General features: G+C 42.1%; 16 protein-coding genes. 5 read left to right on the top strand and 11 right to left on the bottom strand.

Annotated features, from left to right (window positions below; genetic code table 11):
* Positions 1-89: 89 nt before the first annotated feature.
* Entirely contained in the window at positions 90-1448 is a 1359-nt protein-coding gene (locus I6N90_RS15060) for a stalk domain-containing protein (RefSeq protein WP_197936413.1), read from the top strand.
* A gap of 1 nt (position 1449) precedes the next feature.
* Here I6N90_RS15060 and kapB read toward each other — a convergent pair whose 3' ends face one another.
* On the bottom strand, positions 1450-1842 hold the full coding sequence (gene kapB / locus I6N90_RS15055; RefSeq protein WP_232243009.1) for a kinase-associated lipoprotein B: 393 nt from the start codon (positions 1840-1842) through the stop codon (positions 1450-1452).
* 164 nt (positions 1843-2006) lie between these two features.
* On the opposite strand from kapB, the gene I6N90_RS15050 reads away from it, so the two are divergent.
* Positions 2007-3122: an MGDG synthase family glycosyltransferase gene (locus tag I6N90_RS15050; protein ID WP_197936412.1), complete on the top strand. Its 1116-nt coding sequence runs from the start codon at positions 2007-2009 to the stop codon at positions 3120-3122.
* An 88-nt stretch (positions 3123-3210) separates the two neighbouring features.
* On the top strand, positions 3211-4626 hold the full coding sequence (locus I6N90_RS15045) for an NAD-dependent malic enzyme (RefSeq protein WP_197936411.1): 1416 nt from the start codon (positions 3211-3213) through the stop codon (positions 4624-4626).
* A 178-nt stretch (positions 4627-4804) separates the two neighbouring features.
* Here the strand turns inward: I6N90_RS15045 and I6N90_RS15040 are convergent, their stop codons facing one another.
* On the bottom strand, positions 4805-6007 hold the full coding sequence (locus I6N90_RS15040) for an MFS transporter (RefSeq protein WP_197936410.1): 1203 nt from the start codon (positions 6005-6007) through the stop codon (positions 4805-4807).
* Positions 6008-6352: 345 nt separating this feature from the next.
* Between I6N90_RS15040 and I6N90_RS15035 the strand changes: the two genes are divergently transcribed.
* Positions 6353-6988 carry a YqaA family protein gene (locus I6N90_RS15035; RefSeq protein WP_197936409.1) on the top strand — a complete coding sequence of 212 codons (636 nt, stop codon included), beginning with the start codon at positions 6353-6355 and terminating at the stop codon, positions 6986-6988.
* Between the two features lie 102 nt (positions 6989-7090).
* Here I6N90_RS15035 and I6N90_RS15030 read toward each other — a convergent pair whose 3' ends face one another.
* The 7 genes from I6N90_RS15030 to I6N90_RS15000 all read right to left on the bottom strand — a co-directional run bounded on the left by I6N90_RS15030 (position 7091) and on the right by I6N90_RS15000 (position 15302).
* Positions 7091-7972, bottom strand: coding sequence for a C40 family peptidase (locus tag I6N90_RS15030; protein ID WP_232243008.1), 882 nt, complete (start codon positions 7970-7972; stop codon positions 7091-7093).
* A 345-nt stretch (positions 7973-8317) separates the two neighbouring features.
* A complete protein-coding gene (locus I6N90_RS15025) occupies positions 8318-9235 on the bottom strand; it encodes a cation diffusion facilitator family transporter (RefSeq protein ID WP_197936623.1) in 918 nt (305 codons plus the stop codon).
* Between the two features lie 273 nt (positions 9236-9508).
* A complete protein-coding gene (locus tag I6N90_RS15020; protein WP_197936408.1) occupies positions 9509-9931 on the bottom strand; it encodes a MarR family winged helix-turn-helix transcriptional regulator in 423 nt (140 codons plus the stop codon).
* A gap of 84 nt (positions 9932-10015) precedes the next feature.
* Positions 10016-10846, bottom strand: coding sequence for an MBL fold metallo-hydrolase (locus I6N90_RS15015; RefSeq protein ID WP_197936407.1), 831 nt, complete (start codon positions 10844-10846; stop codon positions 10016-10018).
* A 375-nt stretch (positions 10847-11221) separates the two neighbouring features.
* Entirely contained in the window at positions 11222-12841 is a 1620-nt protein-coding gene (locus I6N90_RS15010; RefSeq protein ID WP_197936406.1) for an ABC-F family ATP-binding cassette domain-containing protein, read from the bottom strand.
* 239 nt (positions 12842-13080) lie between these two features.
* Positions 13081-14142 carry a Gfo/Idh/MocA family protein gene (locus I6N90_RS15005; RefSeq protein ID WP_197936405.1) on the bottom strand — a complete coding sequence of 354 codons (1062 nt, stop codon included), beginning with the start codon at positions 14140-14142 and terminating at the stop codon, positions 13081-13083.
* A 56-nt stretch (positions 14143-14198) separates the two neighbouring features.
* On the bottom strand, positions 14199-15302 hold the full coding sequence (locus tag I6N90_RS15000) for an MBL fold metallo-hydrolase (RefSeq protein WP_197936404.1): 1104 nt from the start codon (positions 15300-15302) through the stop codon (positions 14199-14201).
* A 209-nt stretch (positions 15303-15511) separates the two neighbouring features.
* Here I6N90_RS15000 and I6N90_RS14995 point away from each other — a divergent pair, with 209 nt between their 5' ends.
* On the top strand, positions 15512-16657 hold the full coding sequence (locus I6N90_RS14995) for a virulence factor (RefSeq protein WP_197936403.1): 1146 nt from the start codon (positions 15512-15514) through the stop codon (positions 16655-16657).
* A gap of 329 nt (positions 16658-16986) precedes the next feature.
* On the opposite strand, the gene I6N90_RS14990 is transcribed toward I6N90_RS14995, so the two are convergent.
* Both I6N90_RS14990 and I6N90_RS14985 read right to left on the bottom strand, forming a co-directional pair.
* Positions 16987-17484 carry a hypothetical protein gene (locus I6N90_RS14990; RefSeq protein ID WP_197936402.1) on the bottom strand — a complete coding sequence of 166 codons (498 nt, stop codon included), beginning with the start codon at positions 17482-17484 and terminating at the stop codon, positions 16987-16989.
* Between the two features lie 131 nt (positions 17485-17615).
* Positions 17616-17771, bottom strand: a complete 156-nt coding sequence (locus tag I6N90_RS14985; RefSeq protein WP_197936401.1) for a hypothetical protein — start codon at positions 17769-17771, stop codon at positions 17616-17618.
* Positions 17772-17915 lie beyond the last annotated feature (144 nt).

Raw genomic sequence — 17915 nt, 5'->3', positions numbered from 1 at the left:
ATTCTTTAGCAGGCTGAAGTGGCCTAACGGAATGTCGCATCGTTAGTAGTCTTTATTTTCATCTATTTTAACAAAAGGGAGTGGTTCTATTGTATAGAAACTTAAGGAAATCGCTAACTCGTACAACAGCTACAGCTTTAATCGCGGGATTGCTAGTATCAACAACGACCTTATCTGGAGCATTGGCAGCACCCGGAGTGGACACGCCTAACAAAAGTGAAGAACCTTATGACATCGTTATTCTCGGTGATTCACTAGCAGTTGGCTACGAGCTTGGCTTTACAGAGAAGTCTATACCCTATGGATTTGGCGAACATGTCTATGAACAAGCGCTATTCAACGGTTACCGTGCCGAATACAGCAATTACGGCATACTAGGACTTCGCTCAGATGGACTTAATAACTGGATAAGTGCAGCTTCGACTGGTAAATCCGTAACAGATGCAGACATTCAGCCCAATATCCCTGATCCAAGAGTGAAAACAATCGTCGCAAAAACGAAGCAACTAGAAGCTGACCTAAAAGAAGCTGAACTTATTTTATTATCTATTGGTGCCAACGACTTTTTGCAGCTTGTAGGTATGATGAATTTGAATACAGAATTTAGTGGACTGCCGCAAACGAAGCAAGATGAACTGAAATCGACTCTTGCTACTCTATTGGACACTTTCAGCATAGAATTAGAAGAAACGCTCACTGCGATTCACAAGCTTCAGCCGAATGCAGAAGTTGTTATTTCCAATCAATACTTACCTATTCCTTCTCTTATATTGAAAGAAAAAGTTACCTATCTTATACCAGATTCAACCGCACTTTTTCTATTAGATGTACAAGACCAATTACTTAAAAAATTAGAAGGTGTTATCGCTAAGCTCACAAGCAAAGGCCTCACAATTAAAATAGCAGATTCCGCAACTGGAATAGAAAAAAATGTAATGACCAACACAAGCATTGGTGCTAAAGATAGCGAAGGGAACAGTAAACCAGATTCACATCCTACTGCTGCTGGATATGCGGTTATGGGTAAAGCTTACACTGAAGCTCTGTGGGGAGACTATAAAACTGTACAACCTCGTAAATCGAATGTGCCAATATCCGTCGTTGTTGAGGGTAAAGAAATCATCACTACATATTCGCCTATTATAAAAAAGGGCCGTACCTTTATTGCAATCGCTGATATTACTGACGCACTTGGTGCAACAAGATCATGGAATGGCTCTACGAATACTGCAACTATTAAGTTAGGTGGGCGCACTGTAGAGATTACAATCGGAGCTAAGACGATTAAAGTAAACGGCGAGTCCCTTCCATTAAACGCAGAACCTGCTTATTTGCAGCAATTTACAGGCGAGAAAAAAACGTACGTTCCTCTCGCCGCGTTATCGGAAGGACTCGGCCTGCAAGTAACTTATCGAGATACGATAAAAACAGCATTTATAAACAACTAGTTTATTTATACTCTTTCTTCAATTGCTCCATTAGCGCTAGACCCATTGCGGTCCAGCGATGTAAAGCATCTAACTTCTCTATTTCAACTGCAACTGCGGCGTGAAGTGATTCATGGTATTCTGGCACGATGCCATTGTATCTCTTCACGTCTCTCAGCAGCACTGTCGTCTTTTCGGTATAGCTTAATGCCCTGCGTTCGTGGAACATTGCTACATCTGGGTTATAAGGATTATGCAGGTCACCTTGTTCAGGATGCTTAAGCACAGCCAATACTTTAACTACCGCTCTTGGACCATAAAACTCTATAAGTTCTCCAGCGTATTGTCCCGACCGCACCTCAATCTTTACAATATCTCCTATATTACATTCATTTTCTGAATGGTCATTCATCATTTCCTGTTTCCTCCTTATATTCAGCAACTTAAAAATGGTGCTCTTTTTCTTTTTTCTATATGTGATTACTGTAAATGAACGTTAATTTATTGGCAAGCTTTACATCAAGACTTGTATTAACCTGACATGCGAAGTAATATGGAAATAGAAAAGTGGGTGAATATATGCGTAAGAAAAGAGTGCTGCTGCTCTCGGAGGGATTTGGCTCTGGCCATACTCAAGCAGCCTATGCACTCGCGGTTGGACTCAAGCAGTTATGCCCAAACATATCGGCAAGAGTGATAGAACTAGGTAAATTTTTAAACCCTGTTATGGGACCCTTGATCATATCCGCTTATCGTAAAACGGTAAGTTCACAACCTAAGATGGTAGGTCTAATGTACCGAAGCAATTACAAAAAACCAACGAATCGTTTTGCTCAGCTTGCACTACATCGTGTGTTTTATACAAAAACTTCACAAGTAATTGCACAGCTCAAGCCAGACCTGATCATATGTACACATCCCATTCCGAATACGGTAGTAAGCAGACTTAAGCGAAGTGGTCTCAATATACCACTTTATACACTAATAACTGACTATGACGCGCATGGATCTTGGGTTAATCCAGAAGTTGATCATTTTTTGGTTGCTTCTGATGAAGTGAAGCAGCGTCTCGTTGAAAAGGGTGTTCAAAAGGATCGAGTGGAAGTAACAGGTATTCCTGTCCACCCTAACTTCTGGAACATACACACTAAAGAAGAAGTTCAGATACAATATGAATTGAAAGACATTCCCACTGTGCTTGTTATGGGCGGAGGTTGGGGTATCTTATATGAAGACAATGCTTTATCCTATATGACGAAATGGCGCGAGACGACGCAGTTAATATTTTGTGTAGGATCTAATGAAAAGATGAAGGAAAAGATGCTTGCAGATCCATTATTTCAACATCCTAACATTCGAATAGTTGGATTTACCCGCGAAATTCATAAATTGATGGACGCGGCTGATTTACTCATAACAAAGCCTGGCGGAATGACCTGTACAGAAGGGATGAGCAAGGGATTGCCCATGTTATTCTACGAGCCTATTCCAGGGCAAGAGGAAGAAAACTGCGAATATTTTATTCAAAGTGGTTACGGCGAAATGCTCACTTCCAACGATACAGTAGACAGATGGTTTCATCTCATACATAACAGAGAAGCTGCAACCTTATTCCGTGAGGAACTTATGCTTAAGCGCAACTTGCAGTACGATCCGATGAGATGTCCAAAAGCCGTTCTGCAGTTTATGCAGTAACGGCTATATTTTTTAATATAAATAGAAACAACAGTACAAACTTGGAATACATAATCCGGGAATGTACACCTACAAGGGAGCTAACTTCATGAAATCACAAATGACAGATGGAAAAACAATTATTTTACGACTAGAGATTGATACGAATGTCGCTCACTTCAGCAAAGCAGCAACTGCAATTGAGCAAGCTAAAGGTGATATCGTCGCAATCGACGTCATACATACTGACAAAAACAAAAGTACTCGCGATTTGACCGTTAAAATTTCGGAGCAAGGTGCTACTGAACGACTAACTGAAGCATTGCGAACAGTTCCTGGCATTCGATTGCTTCATATATCGGATCGTACTTTCCTCCTGCATCTTGGCGGCAAAATTTCGATTCAACCAAAAACGAAGATCAAAAATCGTGATGACCTTTCTCGTGTTTATACACCAGATGTTGCTCGCGTCTGCCAAGCCATTGCTGATGAGCCATCCAAAGCTCATACCCTTACAATTAAACGTAATATGGTGGCCGTTGTTTCTGACGGTAGTGCTGTGCTTGGACTAGGTAATATTGGACCTTATGCAGCTATGCCTGTTATGGAAGGTAAAGCGATGCTCTTTAAACAATTTGCAGAAGTAGATGCATTCCCAATTTGTTTGGACACACAAGATACAGAGGAAATTATTACTGCTGTTAAACAAATGGCGCCTGCTTTCGGCGGTATTAATTTAGAAGATATTTCAGCACCACGTTGTTTTGAAATTGAACAAAGACTTCGTGCTGAACTAGATATCCCAGTTTTCCATGACGATCAACATGGTACTGCGGTCGTTCTATATGCAGGATTGCTTAACGCTTTGAAGGTGACTGGTCGTGAACTAAGCGAAGCACGTATCGTCGTTTGTGGTATCGGAGCTGCTGGTACAGCTTGTACGAAGATGCTCATTGCAGGCGGAGCACAACATATTATTGGTGTCGATCGTACTGGTATTTTGAATGCGGATGAGTCGTATGACAATACGATGTGGCAATGGTATGCGGAAAATACGAACGCAGAACGTCGCAAAGGCGGACTAGTTGAAGCGTTGCAAGGAGCAGATGTTTTCATAGGCGTATCCGCTGGAAAACTACTTAAACGCGCTCATGTTGAAAGTATGGCGAAACAGCCAATTGTATTCGCAATGGCTAACCCTGAACCGGAAATTCGTCCTGAAGAAATAGAAGACATTGTTGGTGTATTTGCTACGGGCCGTTCGGATTATCCAAACCAAATTAACAATGTGTTGTGCTTCCCAGGCATATTCCGCGGAGCTCTCGATAGCCGTGCTTCTGTCATCAACGAAGAGATGAAGCTTGCTGCTGCTGAAGCTATTGCTTCCGTCATCACTGAAGAAGAACTTAATCGTATGTACATCATTCCTAGCGTATTTAACGCAAAAGTAGTTGAAGAAGTACGTCGCCGCGTAATTGCCGCAGCTCAACAAAGCGGTGTGTCACGTCGTAATGTGCGTGAGTAGAAACATTTGTATTACACTAGCAAATGCTGAGCAGTGATTAAAAATAGTTACTGGTGAACGTTTTATTTGCCGAAAAAGCCCCTCAAACATTATTTGGTTTGAGGGGCTTTTGGGCTAAGTTATAACATGCAGACCTCAGAAGGGCTCGCCTTTCGGCTACTAACCCGATTAACCCCCTCTAATAACTAACCGACCCTTTTTCTTTACGCCGCTTGAGCATTATTACAACGCCTGTAGTAGCCATAATTACGCCTGTCGCCACAAATATCCAATGGATACCGAGAAACAAGCCTAATAGTCCACCAATTAGAGGGCCTAACATCGAACCTAGTTGGTTGGCGCTTGCTGTAAGCCCAAATGACCGTCCTCGGAAACGCTCATCCGTACTTTCAACCATTAATGTATTTACGCTTGGACTTATACCGGCCATAAACAAACCAAATATAAACTGCACAACAGCGAACAACCAAAGCGACTCAACAAAGAATTGAACGCATACGATTGTACCAGCACTCAATAAACATAATACGAGTATACGATAATAACCATTTTGGGCACCGAGTCGTCCCCATATAGGTGAGGCTATTATTCCTGCTATCCCAATGAGTGAAAGAACAATTCCTGCCGACAAAGCGGCACCTTTCTCTCCTCCTTGTAAATCAGCAATATGAAGTGATAATAGCGGCTGTATCATATTGAAAGAGAGCTGAAATAATACAAGAATAAGAAGCATATGGATGAGTGCTCGATTTTGGAATGCCATTCGGTATGTAATCGGAGCTACTTTTTCTCCCTTACTCTCCTGACTCGTCCCCGCCTTCCCTTCCTTCACCCACCAAATAACAGCAACAGTAGCAACTAAAATAATAATAGCAGCAGCTATAAATGACTTTCGCATGCCGAATGCTTCAGCTAACAAGCCGCCAAACAATGGACCAAGAATACCTCCAGTCATCGCTCCAGCTTGCATCATGCCAAGACTCCAGCCTAACTTTTCCTTTGGCGCTATCGAAGCAACAATTGACATCGAAGCTGGTACAAATCCTCCAACAAACCCATGCATCATTCGCACACCTACGAGTTGCCACGGTGTTTGAACAAAAGCAATTAGCGCGTAAATAATAGTCAGACTAAGCCCCGCTCGAATAACCATCTTCCTCTTACCGAACTTGTCCGCCATCATTCCCCATAGCGGAGCCATAATTGCCCCCATCAAAAAAGCCGATGAATGAACGATACCTGCCCATAAATTTACCGAACTTTTGTCCACTCCCAAATCAAAGAGAAACAGAGGTAGAAACGGTACTGACATCGTATAGCTTGAACTGCAGAACAACACACCAAACCATAGAATCCACATTGTACGTTTCCAAGATGGCATGAGATACTACTCCCTTCGAGTAAACTTCCATATGTCCGATGCACTATCACATAGTTCAACTATACGCCTCCTGTACATCGACTTCAAAAGAGTAATATGGCGCAATTTTGAGAAAATTGAGGACAATCGCCCATTTTGTTGCGCAAATCAAGCTATTCCATTAAATTCATTGAAACCTGACGCTTTCTGAGACGTAGCCATTATAGTGGAATTTATTCTTTCACGAATCTCCCGCTCTTGAAGACGACATTTAGCAATTGTGACCAATGTGCAGTTATCAAGGCGACTAACACTCAACTGTGTGCTATACTTAGCTGGAAAGTTGAACGAAAAGGAGCCTACTTAATGTTTCAAGCTATCATAGACTTTCTGAATGACTACGGCCCCTGGGGATTGTTCGCGCATTCATTTCTAGATGCAGTCATCTTCCCAATCCCTGCCTTTTTCTTGCAGGTTTCGTTAAGCTTATTGGATCCATCATCTGCACTATGGCTCGCTACTGTTGGATATATCGCTTGTTTATTAGGTACTCCAGTAGGTTATTTTTTAGGAAAAGTAATGGGAAAGTCCGTATTATACCGTTTTTTAAAAAAAGAGTGGATCGACGCTGCTACAGCCCGTTTTCAGAAAAACGGCGAAGCCGCTATTCTAATTGGATCGTTTACGCCAATCCCATTTAAAGTTTTCACTATTCTCTCCGGCTGTTTAAACTTCCCGCTGTGGCGCCTAATGGCGTACGCTGCTATAGGTCGTGCAGTTAAGTTTTATGTAGTTGGTTTCCTCTTCTACTCTTATGGTCGGGCAGCTGAATCAATGGTTAAAGATGTTTCCTTGTACATTTTCCTCGGCGGAGTTCCTTTAATTAGCCTTTTCCTCTTCATTAGAAGCAGAATCCGTAAGAAGAAAGCTAAATTAGAGCAAACAACTGAGGAATCTTATACTCCACCAGCAGATAACGTCAACATTCAAAAAGACGCATAAAAGTAAAAGACCGCAAGGCGCGTTGCTCGATTGAGCAATCTGCCAGGCGGTCTTTTTTTCGTATGAGGTGATAGATCACTCCATAGTAATGCTTGTACAACTCTACTGTGCACTTCCTCCATATAAGAAGCGATGCTCCCAGTGCGTACCAGTAATGCTGTTCGTTCTAACACCGCCGCTCTCCTTGGAGTACGTGTGTAGAACCTGGCCGTTGCCAAGGTAAATGCCGACATGTGTAATTCGTTGTGACGACTTGTTAACGCCACTATATGATGATGCACCTGTTCCTTTGTAAGACATAAAGAACATAAGATCTCCACGCTTAAGTTTACTTATTGATGTTACAGCGTTGCCCTTGTTTTTCACATAATCGCCTTGTTGGCGGGAATCCGAAGGTAGCGTTATACCAAGACCTTCCTTAAATACTTGTTTCGTAAAATCTGAGCAATCAAACGTTGTTGTTGTACTTCTATTTGATCCGAATTCATATGGTGTGCCCAAATATTTCATTCCTGCAGATATCACTTTTTCTACAGAACTATTTGTTGAAGTTGACGGACGTTCAACAGTAGATCCGTTAGAGCTTCCACCTGAACCCGAATTAGATGATCCTGAGTTGTTACCAGTATTACCGGAACCAGCAGTTGAACCATTACCGGCAGAACCAGACCCATTAGATTGATCGTCTGCACCAAGCTTCGTATATTTCGATGAGGAAGAAATATATCCAGTCTTGCCTTTAGCATCACTTACTTTGTACCAAGTGCCATTTGCCTTATCTATAATAGATATTTGCTCACCCTTCTTTAGCATACGAATAACAGATGCTGTAGAAGAAGGTGATGTCCTCATATTAACGCCCCAAGTTACTTCTGCAGATTGTGCAGCGTGTACAGATGGTGCAGGTATAATTGTTACGGAACCGAACAACAAAGCTGCTGTAATCGTCGCGGTTGCGATTTTGTTCTTCATGGTGTATTTCATCGAATACGCCTCCCTTGTAGTGGTTGCTGTGCCGTTATCGGCGCTGAAACCATTGTAAGCCGGGCGTACTAGTACAAGCATCGACCTATGTCCCTAATTGGAGGTTATCAAAACTGGGAGTATCGTATTACACAATTTTCTAAGAGAATATTAATAAAAGGCATTCCCATTACGGGAATGCCTTCTCACCTTTTATCGTCATTACTCTCTAAACCTAGTACCTTATTGGAGCAGCTAATTATGAGTATTTACTCATACAGATTAAGAGCTTCTCATAAAGAATATAGGACTAAAGACTTATTTTATGAGCATCGAGTCTCAGTTCCCCTTATTTACCATCAGTTCTCATTGCCCTTTTTGCGAGCTATTATCGGATATTCGGACGGTACCCCCACCATATTCAAGCGGTTCAACATGGACATGCACGCTTAATATGTTATGTTTACGACCCATTCGTCGTTCGATATCATCACAAATGCGATGACTTTCAATAAGTGAAAGCTCCGGATCGACTTGTACGATAACATCAACCAAGACATTGCTGCCATGTATACGAGCTTTAATATCTTTAATTGTATCTACACCTTTAGTTTTTGCAATTGTAGCTCTAAGCGCTGTCAATTCCTTCTCGTCGAAGCCATCTGTCAAAGCATGTGTAGAGCTATAAAAAATGCCCCATGCCGTTTTACAAATAATAATACCAACGAGTAACGCTGCAACTGGGTCGAGCCAAGGCATCCCAAACTGCGCACCTATAATACCTACCGCTGCTCCAATACTGACAAAAGCATCAGATAAGTTATCTTTGGAAGCTGCTAGCAGCGCTTGATTGTTTATTTTGCGAGCAAGCTTACTATTGTACAAATAGACGCCATACATACATGCCGCGCAAAATAGTGCTATTCCAGCTGTAATTGGATTTGGCGATACAAACTCGTCCTTAAACAAAGACTTCACAGCACTTATCAATACTTGAATACCAACACTCGCCATAATAAATGAGGCAACAAGTGCTGCAATCGTCTCCGCGCGGAAATGTCCGTATGGATGATCCTTATCCGGGGGCTTCTGAGATATGCGAAGGCCAATCAATACGGCGACTGAAGCAACAATATCCGTCAAATTGTTGTAACCATCTGCTACAAGTGCTCCTGATACGAACCAATAACCTATTCCAAGCTTAAGTGCAGATAATGCAAGATAGGCAGCAATGCTGACCCAGGCACCCTTTTCGCCCTGTTTAATTTCATCATACTGTGTCAGTTTAATTACCCTCCTGCCAATCACTAGAAAATGTCTATCGGTATCATACCCGATTGAACCTGTGTGGGTCTAGAGAAACAGTGTTGACCTAATACGTACTTTTATGCACTAGGGCAAAAGAGTAGGACGGAGGACAGACTTTATTCATGCATTGTAGAGCAAGCAGACCGCACTCGTGACAGGTTAGATTCTACATTTAGTTATTTACGTTATCCAATTAGTTATTCTCACAAAAAATAACCCGCGATATACGCGGGTTGTAACTAGTCATTATTATAAAGATTCAATAAACTTGGAAATGCCTCTTTCAAAGCTACGGTAGCCTTCTTCTCCAAGCTCCTCACGCAATGTGTCCGTCAACGCTTTGCTCATCACTTCATGAGCTTTGAAAGCAATTTCCCCACGTTCTTTAAGACTAACAACAACAGACCTTAAATCTAACGGGTGAGCTTGACGATGAACAAAGTGTTCTCTTTCTAGGCGGGACACAATTTGTGTCGCTGCCCCTTTTGTAATACTCAATTTCTTCGCAAGTTCACTCATGAGAATACCGTCGCCACAGCCAATCGCTTCGATCGTGTGCATCTCGGATGGGGTAAGCTCCCCTGCCTCACCGAATGTTCGCGGCTCACGTTCCATTCTTCTAAGCTTATGAATTAACTGACCAATCAGATGATTGTGTTCCAAATTTGACATGTCCTCTACGCTCGATTCGTAATAGATTATATAATCAAACTAGAGGATGCCCTTCATAATGTCAAGGTCAAGCTTTGCAGCAGACTAAACTTCCACCACCATCCCAACATTACAATGGAAAAATCGATTTCCTAAGGCAAGTGCCATTCTTGAGCTAACTTCGAATCCTGTACAATGGGAAACGCCGATTCGTTCTATATCCATTTCAACTAAAGCTTCAATCGTCTTTGACTTCTGCTCTTCACTTACAGTCCATAGATGTGTACCACCGATAACAGTATGAATGCGGCTTTCTCCAGTCATCGCTTTTGCGTAATTTAGTATGTTGATCATGCCTGCGTGTGAACATCCGAGGATAATAAATAAACCATTTTCAGTTCTTATGATAACAGACTGGTCGTCTTCTACTGGATCAATCGCATATCCATCTTTCGTTTCAACCACAATATCCGTATCGCCAATTTCATAGTCACTTGTTCTAGGTACTTCCCCAGTCAAATAAATGTTCGGAGCGATTTCAACAAAATCACGGTTGTATACAAAATGAGCTCCAGCATCTTCAAGTGTTTCCTTTGAATGCGGAATTCCGATATAGCGATAATCTTTACGAACGAGATACCCTTTCTTAAACAAATGAGGGTGCGCATATACGGGCACATGGCTTTGATTTATTTCTTCAAGAGCTGAAAGAAGCCCACCTGTATGATCACAATGATGATGGCTCAGCATAATACCAGATATATCAGACCACTTCTTATTAAAGACGTTCATATTGTTAACGAGTGCTTTTCCTTGACCTGTATCAAACAAAAAGTTGCCATGTCCGGTTTCTAGATGAACCGCCCAGCCATGCTCCGCAATTGCTCCAAGATTGCTAAAAACAGTGTTTTCACATATTACAGTTGCTTTTACCATAATACCGTTATCCCCTTCCACGACTTAAAATAGATCAATTCGTTATTCCAGGTAATAATTCGACCTTCATTTCACCCTTATAAACAGGAACACAAAGTGTATGGAACAACTTTGTGATATATTTAGTTTAGTTTATGAACTATACTAATGTCAATCGTTGCAATCACAATATAAACGTAAAAATACTTTTAATTTCTTCGTTAAGCTAATCTTTTCGGGTTTTAAGCGCATTTATACGTTTATTCTAACGAATCGAGCTGATTAACTAAATTCTAAGAGTAAAAATACAGTTAATCACTCTTTTATCAAAAGTAACACATATAAAAGAAGGTGCCCCATTAGTCAAAGACTTGTGGGACACCTCATATATTCGCATTATTCAGCGTACAAACGCTCACGAAGTGCTTTTACTTCAGCACTTTCAAGGTACTCATCGTAAGTCATCATACGGTCGATTACACCGTTAGGCGTAATTTCGATGATGCGGTTAGCGATTGTTTGAACAAACTGATGGTCATGTGAAGTAAATAGAATCGTACAGTCTGTATCAGTCAAACCATTGTTCAATGCTGTAATGGATTCTAGATCCAAATGGTTCGTTGGCTCATCTAGGATGAACACGTTCGCGCCTTCAAGCATCATCTTGGAAAGCATACAGCGAACTTTTTCGCCACCAGACAACACGCTAGCTTTTTTCATTGCCTCATCACCAGAGAACAACATACGGCCAAGGAAGCCACGTAGGAACGTCTCATCTGGATCTTTGGAGTACTGACGAAGCCATTCTACCAAGTTCAGGTCAACACCTTCAAAGTAGGTAGTGTTATCTTTAGGGAAGTAAGCACGAGTTGTTGTTACGCCCCATGAATAAGTACCCTCTTCTTGTTCTACTTCACCAGCAAGCACTTGGAACAATGTCGTTTTCGGCAAGCTGTTCGGCCCTACGAAAGCGATTTTGTCGCCTTTGTTAATCGCAAGCGTCATGTTGTCGAATTGTTTCACGCCATCAACAGACTTCGTCAAACCTTCAACTAGTAGCAAAGACTTGCCTGCTTCACGCTCGCCTTTAAATAGAATAAACGGATATTTACGGTTGGATGGACGAATGTCATCAAGCGTAATTTTATCAAGCAACTTTTTACGGGAAGTAGCTTGTTTCGACTTGGATTTATTGGCACTAAAGCGTTGGATAAACGCTTGAAGTTCCTTAACCTTGTCTTCTTTCTTCTTGTTCTCATTACGCATAAGCGACAATGCAAGTTGGCTGGATTCATACCAGAAGTCGTAGTTACCTACGTACATTTGGATTTTACCAAAGTCAATATCTGCGATGTGTGTACATACCGTGTTCAAGAAGTGACGGTCATGGCTGACAACAACAACAGTACCTTCATATTTTGAAAGGAAATCTTCAAGCCAACGAATGGATTCAATGTCCAAATGGTTGGTAGGCTCATCCAGCAGCAAAATGTTTGGCGCACCAAACAATGCTTGAGCGAGCAATACACGGACTTTCTCGTTACCGCTTAGCTCTCCCATCTTCTTGTCGTGCAAGTCAGGAGTAATACCAAGACCGTTCAACATCTCAGCCGCTTCCGACTCTGCTTCCCAGCCGTTCATATCGGCAAAATCTGCTTCCAATTCACCAGCACGCATGCCGTCTTCATCAGTAAAATCAGCTTTTGCATAAAGCGCATTTTTTTCGTTCATCACTTCGTATAGTTTCTTATGACCCATAATTACTGTCTCAAGAACAACGAAATCATCGTATTCGTAATGATTCTGTCTTAGTACCGCAAGACGCTCGCCTGGCGTAATATGCACATCACCTGACGATTGCTCAACTTCTCCAGACAATATTTTTAGAAAAGTAGACTTACCTGCGCCGTTTGCACCAATCAAGCCGTAGCAGTTGCCTGGTGTAAACTTAATATTTACATCTTCAAAAAGTGCGCGCTTCCCAAATCGAAGCGTTATGCCACTTGTACTAATCATAGTTTCAATCCCGTCCTTCGTTACAAAATCACATTTTCTCGAACCATTATAGCATAGTATACCTAGAAAAGCGCATCAATCGCCAGTTTTACCATCAAAAAAATCACTCAAAATAATAGAAACAGAGTACGGATTGGAATTACTACCCATACTCTGTACCTTAACACGCCTTTTCCCTTATGCATAAAGCTAATCAAGCAAATCCATAATAAGAGATTATAATGTCATTAATCGTTAATTCAATCAAGCTTTACTTCGTTACCCGTTCTTGAAGACTCATAAATCGCATCCAAAATACGATTGTTTGTGTAGCCTGACAAAGCGGAAGTAATTGGCTGTTTGCCTTCTCGAATACATTCCACGAAATGGCGAATCATTTGGAAACGATCCTCTTCACCTTCTAATGGTGTAATCTCACGTTCAACAACCTCATTGTCAACATGCGTGACATAGGTTCCTTTATCTCCAACGATTGACACTCCACCTTTTGTCCCCATCAAATGGATAAAAGGATCTTCGGTCAAACCTGCGGAATGAGCAGCCCAGCTTACATCGAGCGACATTGTTGCACCATTTTCGAGCTTAATAAGTGCAGATGCTAGATCCTCTACGTCATAGTAGCCCTCCCAGTTAGGAGTGCCCCAATTGCCAATACCTTGGCGACTTGGACCAAACTCAGCATAAGTTGAACCATACACCGAGATCGGTTTCGGATTACCCATCAAATATAAGGATAGATCGAGCATATGAACACCAATATCAATTAGAGGCCCACCGCCTGCTAAATCCTTGCGAGTAAACCATGAGCCCCAGCCCGGAATACCTTTTTTACGAAGCCAGCCTACCTTTGCATTGTAAATACGTCCGACATCGCCATCATCAATTAGCTTCTTCACAGCACGGCTTAATCCTTTGAATCGAAGTTGATGAGACATCATAAGTATTCTGTCAGACAACTCAGCTTGCTCAAGGATCGAATGTGCCGCTTTGGAATCAATCGCCATTGGTTTCTCTAGCAACACATGTTTACCTTGCTTGAGCGCTTCTATGGCAAGTGAAGCATGAAATTGGTTCGGAACACCAATAACAACAGCGTCAATTTTCTCATCCTCAAGCAACGTCTGTGGATCTGCATGAACAGTCTCTATTCCATATTCTTCTGCCCGCTGCTCAGCTAACGGCAAATAAGTGTCAGCGACAGCCGTCACCTTCGCGCCCTCCACTTGGGCAAAGCTACTCATATGAACATTACCTATCGCTCCAGCACCGATAATACCTACCGTAATGGTTGATTGACTCATCGTATTCATAGTCCCCCCAGTTTAAATACACACTATATATAATGATCGGCATCCGCTTATTGCTCCGTTAATTTCCAGGTTTCTCCGTGTGGGAGTACAACAAGCCTCTGTTCCTCTATTGTTCGACGGCATCGATCCGCTTCCAAACGATCAAGTGCTTCACGAGGCGTATCGTCAGCAAGTTTAAAAGCACCGTAGTGCATCGGAACGAACCATCGTGCACCCGTATCCTCAAAAGCTTGAAGGGCTTCCTCAGGTGTAACATGTTGAGGACCCATAAACCACTCTGGCTCATAAGCTCCAATCGGTAATAAAGCTACATCAATATCGAAACGACATCCGATCTCTTTGAAACCATCGAAATAACCGCTATCCCCTGCAAAATAAATCGTTGGCGAAGCTGAGACAAGTGGGCGTTCGCAACAAGTATGGGGAGTTTCTTTTTTGACTTGCTCTTTGGTCAACCTTGTTATTTCGTGAGAGGACACCGCTGCCTCCCTATAAGGAGCTAATGCAGCTTCTTCCTGTTCTCGGCTAGGTGCAACTTGTCCAAGTTGATCCCCGCATGACTGTTTTACCTCCATCACAAAGCCGCCCCAATGAGATCTGTTCGTATCCCAAGGATTCCGCCTCGTCCAATGTTGAGAAGGTACAAAGGTAAACTTTACTCCTCTAATCGTCAAAGCTTCCCACCAATGAAACTCTTCCACATTAGTAAAGCCCTTAAGGCGCAGCTTGACGCTGAGTCCAGCAGGAACTAAAATCTGCTTTGCCCCTTTTAACTGCCTAAGAGAACTAATACTTAAATGGTCATAATGAGAATGTGAAATAAGCACAATATCAATAGGAGGCATATCCTTAATCGGCACACCAGGTGGTGCAAGCCTCTTTCGGAAAGCCATTTGACCTGCCCAAACAGGGTCGGTAACAATATTTAATCCTGCAAGTTGAATGAGAAAGGTCGAATGACCGATCCACGTAATTGTTGGTTGTATTTTATTATTTTGCAGGAACGTTACGTCTGGCTCAATATTAGGAACTTTATACGAATAGTCCTTCAGCTTTAGCTTATTGACTCGTTCTTTCTGCCATCTCTTGAGTTGATTATAGGAATTTTGTTGCTTAACCGGATCTTGGTTCACAAATCTTCTTATCCGCAACCGCGTCTTCCTCCAATCCTGTTCCAGACTTATCTTAAAGATACCAAGCCAAAGGTGTGAAATGCAAATAAAGCTTGTCATCTCGGGGATTTGCTAGCTCATTAGTAGTGTACGCAACATGTAGAGTTAGCGACAATGCAAACTGGGATTATCAGCACCTGTCATGGTATAGTAGGAGCAGTGGCATTTAATAAAGGAGGAATCTTCCCATGAAGCTTATTTCTATAGAGCCGACGCCAAGCCCAAACTCCATGAAACTTAATTTGGACGAGGTGCTACCGCGTGGACAAAGAATAACATATAAGGCAAGTGAAGCTGAGAGTGCGCCAGAGCCTCTCAAAGGATTGTTACAAATTGATGGTGTACGAAGCGTGTTCCGCACAGCCGATTTCATCGCGCTTGATCGTAAACCCGGTGCAGATTGGGCACGCATTCTAGCAGATACACGTCAATTGCTACAGGCAGCAGGCGGCGAAGCAACACAAGAAGATCAGCAAGGTGCTATCGCATCAAGCTTCGGTGAAGCACAGGTGCTCGTTCAGATGTTCCGCGGCATACCGATGCAAGTGAGAGTTCGCTCGAATGATAATGAAGTACGCTCCGCGCTTCCCCCTCAGTTCGGGGATGCAGTTGGACGTGCGGCAGGTTCATCTATGATTCGAGAGCGTAAGCTTGAAGAATACGGAGTAAGGTACGGAGAGCTAGAGGAAATAGCAGTAGAAATTGTTCGTGAGCTTGAAGCTTCCTTTACTGCGGAGAGATTAGATTCGCTAGTACTAGCTGCACAACAGGGCGCTTCTGATCAGCAAGAAGAAATCGTTACGCCAAGACCTGCTCCGCTAACACTCGAAGAAGCAGAAGAGAAGTTTGCTTCGGAAGATTGGCAAGTACGGTACGCAGCACTAGACCGTTATGTCAGTGCGCCAGAAGGTATACCTTTGCTAGCAAAAGCTGTCCGTGACGAAAACGTGTCGATCCGCAGACTTGCTGTAATTTACCTTGGGGACTTGAAATCAGAGGAAGCAATGCCTTATTTATTCGAGGCTTTGAAGGACAATTCAACATCCGTAAGACGGACGGCTGGCGATACGTTGTCTGATATCGGAGATACAGCTGCTATCGGCCCGATGATCGAATCGCTGAAGGACAAGAACAAACTTGTCCGCTGGAGAGCGGCTCGCTTCCTATATGAAGCGGGCGATGAGACTGCGATTGAAGCTTTAAAAGTTGCAGCAGAAGATGTGGAGTTTGAGATCAAGCTGCAAGCGCAGATCGCTCTAGAGCGTATCTTACGCGGCGAAGAAGCCGCTGGCTCGGTGTGGCAGCAGATGACTGCTGCTAGGGGGCAGGGGTAGTAATAACTTGAGGTTGTGACTAGGAGTAATACTTAAATATGAAGACCTCGAGAGATTTTCTCGAGGTCTTTTAATCATTGAAATACAAAATGGAATACGAAAGCTGTTGTACTAACCATGGATGAGATTAAGTAGGATTCGAATGAGTTCACTTTATCTTCACTCTCATAGAACGTTGATTTATATTCAATAAATCTACCTAAAGATACTAAACAAATTAGTAATTGTAAAAATCTATGTTTGAATATACAAGGCACCAAGACATGGGCAGTTGTAATTCTTAGCGTTCTTTTGTGGGGTTTGCTGATGAACTGACAACAGTCTGTGATTTACTGCGTCGGGCTCGTTATCTTTAATAATGGCGAAGAAAGAGACTTCCAATCGTTAAATCCGATATTTCGTAACAGCAACTCTTTTTCGCTCGTATTATAGTTGTCAAAGTCGTATTGCGGCATCATTTTGAAGCTTTTAATGAAGTAGTTACCGTTCATATCACTAACATATATATAATCTTCCGTCCTCGTGGTGATTCCCTTTGTTTCGTATGAAAATTGGAAATAAAAGATTGAATCTATTTTTTCGGCCGTTGGAATAGTTGCATGAGGATCAGCATTTTGTATCTCTTTAGTCACAGTTTCCAGCAATTTAGCTTCCGATATAACAGATATAAGTTCAGGCTGCGGCTTTATCGAGTCACTTCGATAGATATATATATATACTATCGTTGGGTATTGTAACGATTGGTTCTCGTTTGTATTCGTAGAAACTGAACAAGATATAAGAAGCATACTACATAAAGTTAGAAGAATAGCAACTCTAATTAACATAGATCATCACTCCAGTTAAACAAAATAATGAATGTTATCTCACTTATCAGTTAGCCATATACAGGGAAATCAAGGAATTCATGTTGGATGGTCTGTTCAAACTATTCCATGCCTCACTAACCTATATCTAGTTAAATGGAGCCGCCACTGAACCTTCTTTGGCTATTAGGGCCAAAAAGGCTACTAGGTCTACGTTTTGCTTCGCGAAGAGAGGGGCGATGCCTCTGCCTCCTGCACATGGACGACGTAATGACACCACGAACAAAATCAATTACTTTTCGCTTCATAATGTAGATATCCTCATAAAGTGCAAGCTTCGGAAAGAAATCCCGATATTTGGATAGGATAAATGTGCTTTTAATTACTACATTTGCGTTGAAGCATTGAAAATAACAATTGTATTCCTCAAGACAGTTATCGTATGATTAATT

Source organism: Paenibacillus sp. GSMTC-2017, from assembly GCF_016019935.1.
In the GTDB taxonomy this organism is placed as follows: domain Bacteria; phylum Bacillota; class Bacilli; order Paenibacillales; family Paenibacillaceae; genus Pristimantibacillus.
This window is presented reverse-complemented; position numbering and strand designations above follow the sequence as displayed.

Excerpts from the sequence above, each read along its gene's own strand:
- I6N90_RS14990 (WP_197936402.1), bottom strand. The coding sequence starts at position 17,484 with ATGTTAATTAGAGTTGCTATTCTTCTAACTTTATGTAGTATGCTTCTT.
- I6N90_RS15015 (WP_197936407.1), bottom strand. The coding sequence starts at position 10,846 with ATGGTAAAAGCAACTGTAATATGTGAAAACACTGTTTTTAGCAATCTT.
- I6N90_RS15030 (WP_232243008.1), bottom strand. The coding sequence starts at position 7,972 with ATGAAATACACCATGAAGAACAAAATCGCAACCGCGACGATTACAGCA.
- I6N90_RS15005 (WP_197936405.1), bottom strand. The coding sequence starts at position 14,142 with ATGAGTCAATCAACCATTACGGTAGGTATTATCGGTGCTGGAGCGATA.
- kapB (WP_232243009.1), bottom strand. The coding sequence starts at position 1,842 with ATGATGAATGACCATTCAGAAAATGAATGTAATATAGGAGATATTGTA.
- I6N90_RS15050 (WP_197936412.1), top strand. The coding sequence starts at position 2,007 with ATGCGTAAGAAAAGAGTGCTGCTGCTCTCGGAGGGATTTGGCTCTGGC.
- I6N90_RS15045 (WP_197936411.1), top strand. The coding sequence starts at position 3,211 with ATGAAATCACAAATGACAGATGGAAAAACAATTATTTTACGACTAGAG.
- I6N90_RS15010 (WP_197936406.1), bottom strand. The coding sequence starts at position 12,841 with ATGATTAGTACAAGTGGCATAACGCTTCGATTTGGGAAGCGCGCACTT.
- I6N90_RS15020 (WP_197936408.1), bottom strand. The coding sequence starts at position 9,931 with ATGTCAAATTTGGAACACAATCATCTGATTGGTCAGTTAATTCATAAG.
- I6N90_RS14985 (WP_197936401.1), bottom strand. The coding sequence starts at position 17,771 with ATGAAGCGAAAAGTAATTGATTTTGTTCGTGGTGTCATTACGTCGTCC.
- I6N90_RS14995 (WP_197936403.1), top strand. The coding sequence starts at position 15,512 with ATGAAGCTTATTTCTATAGAGCCGACGCCAAGCCCAAACTCCATGAAA.
- I6N90_RS15035 (WP_197936409.1), top strand. The coding sequence starts at position 6,353 with ATGTTTCAAGCTATCATAGACTTTCTGAATGACTACGGCCCCTGGGGA.
- I6N90_RS15040 (WP_197936410.1), bottom strand. The coding sequence starts at position 6,007 with ATGCCATCTTGGAAACGTACAATGTGGATTCTATGGTTTGGTGTGTTG.